Origin of the sequence: Glycomyces albidus, assembly GCF_009451885.1 — a bacterium.
Classification (GTDB): domain Bacteria; phylum Actinomycetota; class Actinomycetes; order Mycobacteriales; family Micromonosporaceae; genus Glycomyces; species Glycomyces albidus.
On the sequence record NZ_WIAO01000076.1, the window covers coordinates 1 to 6,802 of the forward strand.

General features: G+C 71.2%; 5 protein-coding genes. 4 read left to right on the plus strand and 1 reads right to left on the minus strand.

Features of this window, described 5'->3' with window-relative positions; all coding sequences use genetic code 11:
* Window positions 1–1,210 precede the first annotated feature (1,210 nt).
* The gene (locus GFD30_RS25975) at window positions 1,211–1,927 is read right to left on the minus strand and encodes a glycosyltransferase family 2 protein (RefSeq protein ID WP_153028048.1); all 717 of its coding nucleotides are present in this window, start codon (window positions 1,925–1,927) and stop codon (window positions 1,211–1,213) included.
* 78 nt (window positions 1,928–2,005) lie between these two features.
* Here GFD30_RS25975 and GFD30_RS25980 point away from each other — a divergent pair, with 78 nt between their 5' ends.
* The 4 genes from GFD30_RS25980 (at window position 2,006) to GFD30_RS25995 (ending at window position 6,648) form a co-directional block, all read left to right on the plus strand.
* The gene (locus tag GFD30_RS25980) at window positions 2,006–4,141 is read left to right on the plus strand and encodes a hypothetical protein (RefSeq protein ID WP_153028049.1); all 2,136 of its coding nucleotides are present in this window, start codon (window positions 2,006–2,008) and stop codon (window positions 4,139–4,141) included.
* A 32-nt stretch (window positions 4,142–4,173) separates the two neighbouring features.
* Entirely contained in the window at window positions 4,174–4,749 is a 576-nt protein-coding gene (gene dcd, locus GFD30_RS25985; RefSeq protein ID WP_153028050.1) for a dCTP deaminase, read from the plus strand.
* An 87-nt stretch (window positions 4,750–4,836) separates the two neighbouring features.
* Window positions 4,837–5,727: a mechanosensitive ion channel family protein gene (locus GFD30_RS25990; protein ID WP_153028051.1), complete on the plus strand. Its 891-nt coding sequence runs from the start codon at window positions 4,837–4,839 to the stop codon at window positions 5,725–5,727.
* 324 nt (window positions 5,728–6,051) lie between these two features.
* Window positions 6,052–6,648, plus strand: a complete 597-nt coding sequence (locus GFD30_RS25995) for a TetR/AcrR family transcriptional regulator (protein ID WP_322633630.1) — start codon at window positions 6,052–6,054, stop codon at window positions 6,646–6,648.
* The last annotated feature ends 154 nt before the right edge of the window (window positions 6,649–6,802 follow it).

A 6,802-nucleotide genomic window follows, 5' to 3' on the forward strand; every position in this document is an offset into this window, starting at 1 on the left:
GTTCGTCGCTGCCTGATCGAACACCGGCCACGACCAGACCGGAGCGTGACCGCGCTCCGGTTCGCAGGCCGTTGCTGCGGTTGGACACCGGGCGCAGCGGACCCGGCCACGGCGACACGCCTTCGACTCGTGCGGCTCAACTCGCCGTCGGTGCCGTCCGGACCTGGCACGGATCGCGACCCGGCCCCCGGAGCGCACCCGCACCCGCCCACTCACCCGGTCGTCGCTGCCCGATCGAACACCGGCCCCGACCAGAGCAGAGCGCGACCCGGCTCCGGTTCGCAGGCCATTGATGGGGTTGGACATCGGGCGGAGCGGACCGGACACGGCAACACGCCGTCGACACCAGCGACGCCAACCGCCGCCGGCGCTTTCAGGACCTGGTGCGCATCGCGACCCGGCCCCCGGAGCGCACCCGCGACCGCACACCCACCGGTCGTCGCCGCCCGATCGAACACCGGCCCGACGCGACCAGGGCGCGACCGCGCTCCGGTTCGCAGGCCGTTGCTGCGGTTGGACACCGGGCGGAGCGAACCCGGCCGCGGCGGCACACCTTCGACTCGTGCGGCTCAACCCGTCATCGGTGCCTTGCGGACCTTGCCCGCATCGCGACCCGAGACCCGGCGCGCACCTCGGGCACGTACTCACCGGTCGTCGCCGCCTGATCGAACACCGGCCACGACCAGACACCGCCACGGAGGCACGACCCGTACCGCTACAACCTCTCGTCGCTGCCGGGTTGAACACGGATCCCGGCGATTTCGGGGGCGGGACCGGCTCCGGTTCGCACGCACGTGATGGGGTTCGACGCCGGACGAAGCGAACCCGGCCGCGGCAACCCGCCTTCGACACCGGCGACGCAACCCGCCATCGGTGCTCTTCCGGACCTGGCGCGGATCGCGACCCGGCCTCCGGAGCGCACCCGCAGCCACGCACTCACCCCGTCGTCGCCGCCTGATCGAACACCGATCCCCCGACAAGTCGAGGGCTCGACCAGGTTGCTCGACTTGGTTGCTCGCGTGAGTCACTTGACCAGGTTCTTGGAGGAAAGCGACCTCGCAGACCCTGATTCAACGACACTGCGCCTGGGCCGACACGACGCGTCCGATCCGATTCGTTCGGTCTGAATTCCTCGAGGAGGCGAGTATGCCGCAGGCGCCGCGCCCTGAATGCGTCGCCGGGGCGGTCCCGCGCGGGCGGGTCGTCCGGTTCAGCCGCGGGTGATGCGGGGGCGCGGCTTGCCGCGGCGGACGCGTTCGCGGCCGAGGAGCCACAGGGCCTGGACGCCGTCGGTCCAGGTGATCTTCTTGCCCTCTTCGCGGCTGCGCGCGGTGTACGAGATCGGGACCTCATACGGGCGGATGCCGCGTTTGAGGAGTTTCGCCGTCAGTTCGGCCTCCATCCCGAATCCGCCGGAGCGGATGTTCAGGTCGAGGTAGAGCTGGCGCGGCAAGAGCTTGTAGCAGGTCTCCAAGTCCGAAATGTACGAATTGAAGAGGATGTTGGCGGCGAGGGTGATCCCCTTGTTGCCCATGACGTACCAGAACGAGAACGCCGAGTGGGAGCCGAAGGACCGCGAGCCGTACACGACGTCGGCCTTGCCGTCCAGGACCGGCGCGAGGAGGCGCGGCAGGTCGGCGGCGTCGTACTCGCCGTCAGCGTCGAACACCACGATGTTGTCGCCGGTCGCGGCCTGCGCCGCGGTGCGGATGGCCGCGCTCTTGCCCCGGTTGCGGTCGTGGCGGATCAGCCGCACCCGCGCATTGTCCTCAAAGGATTGAAGGACCTCCCAGGAGCGGTCCCGCGAGCCGTCGTCGACGACGACGATCTCGGTCTCGCCGGGGAAGTCCACCGCGAGCAGCTCTTTCAGAGTCCCAGCGGCGAGGCGTTCCTCATTGAATACCGGGACGAGTACTGACAACAGCATGGCGCTGCTCCTCGCTTCCGAACACGATTGCACAACCATAACGCGAGCCCGCCAGGGCGACACCCGCGGAACCGGGTCGTGTTGAATGAAGCGGTGCTGCTCGTCCTGTGGCTCCTCGCCCTGCTTCCGGCGCTCGCCTACGCGCTCCGACCCCGCGACGGGGCCGTCCTCGCGCCGGCCCGCCTCGCGGTCGTGCGGGCCGCGCTCCTCCTGGGCACCTTCGCGATCGCCGTCGTCGAAGCCGCCTCCGCGTTCGAAGCGCTCACCACCGGCACCGTCCTCGCCGCCTGGATCGGCGCGACCGCCGCCGTCGCGGCCGCGGTCGTCGTCCGCTGCCTGAAGGACGTCGACCCCGAACGCGGCCAGTCCCTCGACGTCCTCCGCCGAGAACTGCGGTCCCGCCGCGGCGCCACCCGCCGCACCTGGCGCCGCACCAAGCGCGCCGCCGCCGCGGCCCCCGCCTGGCAGTGGGTCCTCGGGTGCGTCATCGCGATCCTCGCCGTCAGCGCCGCCGTCCTCGCGATCGCCTCGTCCCCCAACAACTTCGACTCCCAGACCTACCACCTGCCGCGCATCGAGCACTGGGTCCAGAACGCCTCCGTCGCCGTCTACGCCACCGAGATCCACCGCCAGGTCGACATCGGCCCCGGCGCCGAATACCTCCTCACGCACCTGCGCCTCCTCTCCGTCGGCGGCGGTCCGTACGACGGCGCCTACAACCTCCTCCAGTACTTCGCCGCCATCGGCGCCGCCCTCGCCGCCTCCCGGATCACCGCGCAGCTCGGCGGCGGCCCCACCGCCCAGCTCGCCACCGTCTTCGTCCTCGCCACCACCCCCGAGATCCTCCTCCAGGCCACCAGCACCCAGGTCGACCTCGTCAACGCCGCCTGGGTCGCCGCGCTCGCCACCCTCGTCCTCGACGAATTCACCCGCCCGGGCGAGCAGCGCGCGCTCCGCGCCGCCGCGCCCGGCTCCGACGCGCTCTACCTCGGGCTCGCGCTCGGCCTCATCGCCATCACCAAGACCACCGGGCTCCTCGCCGCCGCGCCCCTCCTCCTCATCTGGGGCATCGGGCGGCTCGCCCGCGACGGGAACCGCCGCCGCCCGTGCCTGTGCGGGCGCAGCCCCTCCCGCTGCTCGCGCCCCGACGCCTCCCGCGCCTGGGCCTCCCGCGGCAAGACCGTCCTCGCATCGCTCGCGGTCATCGCCCTCATGCTCGCCGTCGCCGGGCCGTTCCTCGCCCGCATGCACGACGCCTTCGGCAACCCCCTCGGCCCGCCCGTGCTGCGCGAATCCATCGGCGTCCAGACCGCCGACCCGCGCCTGCTCCTGGTCAACGCGCTCCGCATCGCCCACACCGGCCTCGACACCCCGGTCTTCTTCCTCTCCGACGCGACCGCCGCCGCCATCGGCGGCCTCGCGAACCTCCTCGGCGTCGACGTCAACGACCCGAGGATCACCTTCGGCACCAGCGAGTTCCCCGTCCCCGCCTGGTACCCCGACGAGGACCGCGCCGCGTACCCGCTCACCGGCCTCGCCTCCCTCGCCGGCCTCGCCTGGTTCGCCGCCAAGGGCCCGCGGCTGCGCCGCGCCTACGCCGCCGCGCTCGCCGTCGCGTTCATCGCCGTCGCCTGCACCGTCTCCTGGCAGCCGTGGATCAACCGGCTCGTCGTCTTCCTCGTCGTCCTCGGCGCCCCCGCCGCCGGGCTCCTCGCCGCCGCCCTCGTCAAAGGCATCGCCCGCTCCGCCGCCGACAAGCGGCGCCGCCGCGCCGCCGTCGGCGTCATCTCGGCGTTCGCCGTCCTCGCCTCCGTCGCCGGGCTCCTCACCGTCGCGTACGGCTACCCGCGGCGCCTCACCGGCGCCTGGTCGGTCTTCACCCTCACCGACATGGAGGAGCGGTTCGTGCGCCGCCTCGAATGGCTCCCCCAGTACGAGACCGCCGCCGAGGCCGTCGCCGCCACCGACCCCGAGACCGTCGGCATCGTCCAGGGCAACGACTCCTGGGAGTACCCGTGGTGGATCCTCCTGCCGGACGCCGAACTCGTCGCCCTCGCCTCCGTCGTCCCCGGCGAGGACCCGCCCGACCCCGCCTCGGTCGACGCGATCGTCTGCGCCGAAGACCTCGACCAGTGCGCCGACCTCGTCCCCGACGGCTGGGAGTTCCACGAGCTCGGCACGGTCGGGTACGCCATCCCCGGCGGGGCTGGCTGACCAGCGCGCCGGACGCTGGATAACCTGGGCGCATGCTGCTTAGCGATCGCGACATCCTCGACGCCGTCAAGTCGGGGCGCCTCGGCCTCGACCCGTTCGACGAGGTGCTCGTGCAGCCCTCCAGCATCGATGTGCGCCTCGACCGCCGCTTCCGGGTCTTCAACAACCAGAAGTACACCCACATCGACCCCTCCGAGCAGCAGGACGACCTCACCTCGCCCGTCGAGGTCGCCGGCGACGAGCCGTTCGTCCTCCACCCCGGCGAGTTCGTCCTCGCCTCCACGCTCGAGGTCGTCACCCTCCCCGCCGACCTCGCCGCCCGCCTCGAAGGCAAGTCCAGCCTCGGCCGGCTCGGCCTGCTCACCCACTCCACCGCCGGGTTCATCGACCCCGGCTTCTCCGGGCACGTCACGCTCGAACTCTCGAACGTCGCGAACCTGCCGATCACCCTCTGGCCCGGCATGAAAATCGGACAACTGTGCCTCTTCGGGCTCTCCAGCCCCGCCGAGAACCCGTACGGGCAGGGCGCGAACCTCTCGCGCTACCAGGGACAGCGCGGTCCGACCCCTTCGAAGTCGTGGATGCACTGGCGCACCTGGCCCACGTAGCCCTGTTGTCACGCCCGTCCACGCGATCTCAGGCGTCAATCAAGCGAATCGCCTGAATACGGGTGCTATCGGGCTTACCGTCGAGGCATGAACTTCACGCAGAGCTTCCAGAACATGATGGACAGCGTCGTAGCGTTCGTGCCGCGTGCGCTGGCCTTCCTCGCCATTCTCATCATCGGTTGGATCGTCGCCAAGGTGATCGGCCGCCTGATCGGGAAACTACTCCACAAGGTCGGCCTCGACCGGGTCGGCGAACGGTCCGGGCTGCGCCGCTTCACCGGCAAGTTTGAACTGAGCGACCTGCTCGGCAAGGTCGTCTACTACATGCTGCTGCTGTTCACGCTGCAGCTCGCGTTCGGCGCCTTCGGGAACAACCCCGTGTCGACGCTGCTCAACCAGCTCGTCGCATGGCTGCCGCTGCTGTTCGTCGCGCTCGTCATCGTCGTGGTCGCGTTCGCGATCGCGAACGCGGTGTACTCGCTCGTCAACGGCATGCTCTCGGACACCTCGTACGGGAAGACCGTGGCCCGGATCTGCCAGGTCGCGATCGTGTTCTTCGGCGCGGTCGCCGCGTTCGGTCAGGTCGGCATCGCCACCACGGTGACCACGCCGATCATGTGGACCGTGCTCGCGATCGTCGCGGGCGTGACCATCGTCGGCGTCGGCGGCGGGCTCATCACTCCGATGCGCCAGCGCTGGGAGAAGATGCTCAACACCGCCGAGTCCGAGGCGGGCAAGATGAAGGAGAAGCAGCAGTCGCAATCGACCGACGCGACCAAGTCGATGTCCCGCACGTACGCCTCGGAGCGGTACGGTGCCGAGACCAACACGCAGGTGCGGGAGCCGATGCCGCCGACCGGCACGCCGGCGTCCTCGCCTGCGGCGCCCACCACCGGTGAGGCCGGGATGGGCGAGCGGGGTGCGAGGCGCGGGAGGGGCGAGGGCACCCAGGGCCGCATCGACCCGACCACCCGCTAACGTCACCCGCCGGGAGTCCATGTGTCCGGTCTCCCGGCCCGCACTCGAACGCGCTGCTCGACTGCTCTTCGGAGGACCGGTGCTTCGGAGGATCCGGGGCCCGGAAGGTCCGGATTCCCGGGACCGGGGCCTCCGAAGGCAGGGCGCTTCAGACGATCCGGCCGCATCCCGTGCACGAGATGCGGCCGGATCGCGTGTGCGGGAAGGGAACCGCCCGGGGTGTGTCGAAGGCGAGGCCGGGTCGTGTCCGGGCGGGTGTTCCGCCATGTGAAAGTGGGCTTTTGCTCCCTGCTCGCACGGGTACGCCCGAGTAACCTCATCTGGGTGGAGAAGCAAACAGCAGACGTACGCGGCGGGTCGAAGCGCCGCCGCGAGATCCTCGACGTCGCCGTCAAGCTGCTGGCCAAGCACGGCTACCACGGCGTGTCGATGGACGACATCGGCGCGGCCGCCTCCATCACGGGCCCGGCGCTCTACCACCACTTCAAGGGCGGCAAGGAGCAGATGCTCGCCGACGCCCTCATCCCCGTCTCCGAACGCCTCCTCGCCGGCGGCCGCCACTGGGCGTCGGTCCATTCCGAGGACCCCCAGGCGGCGCTCGAAGCGCTCGTGGACTTCCATCTCGAGGTCGTCATCGACTCGCCCGAGATCGTCATCCTCCACCTGCACGAGCTCGACCGGCTCCCGGAGGAGCCGCGCCGCGAGGTCCGCAAGCTCCAGCGCGTGTACGTCGAGGAGTGGGTCGGGGTCCTGTGCCGCCTCCGCGACGGCCTCAAGCCCGAACAGGCCCGCGTCCTCGCCCACGGCGCCTTCGGCCTCATGAACTCGACCCCGTACCTGTCCCTCGGCCAAGAGGTCAGCGCCGACGAGACCGCGGCCCTGCTGCGGGCAGCCGCCCTCCGCGCCCTCGACCCGGGCTGAGCGGACGGGCATGCGGCGCGTCCGCACCGGGCGCCCGCCGGGCGGGCCGCGGGTCTCACTGACCACCGGCGGGTCCTGAGCGACCGCTGGACGGGCGGGCCGGCGGCCGCGTAGTCTTTCGCCGCCCCGCCCCGCCCCGCCCCGCCCCGCCCCG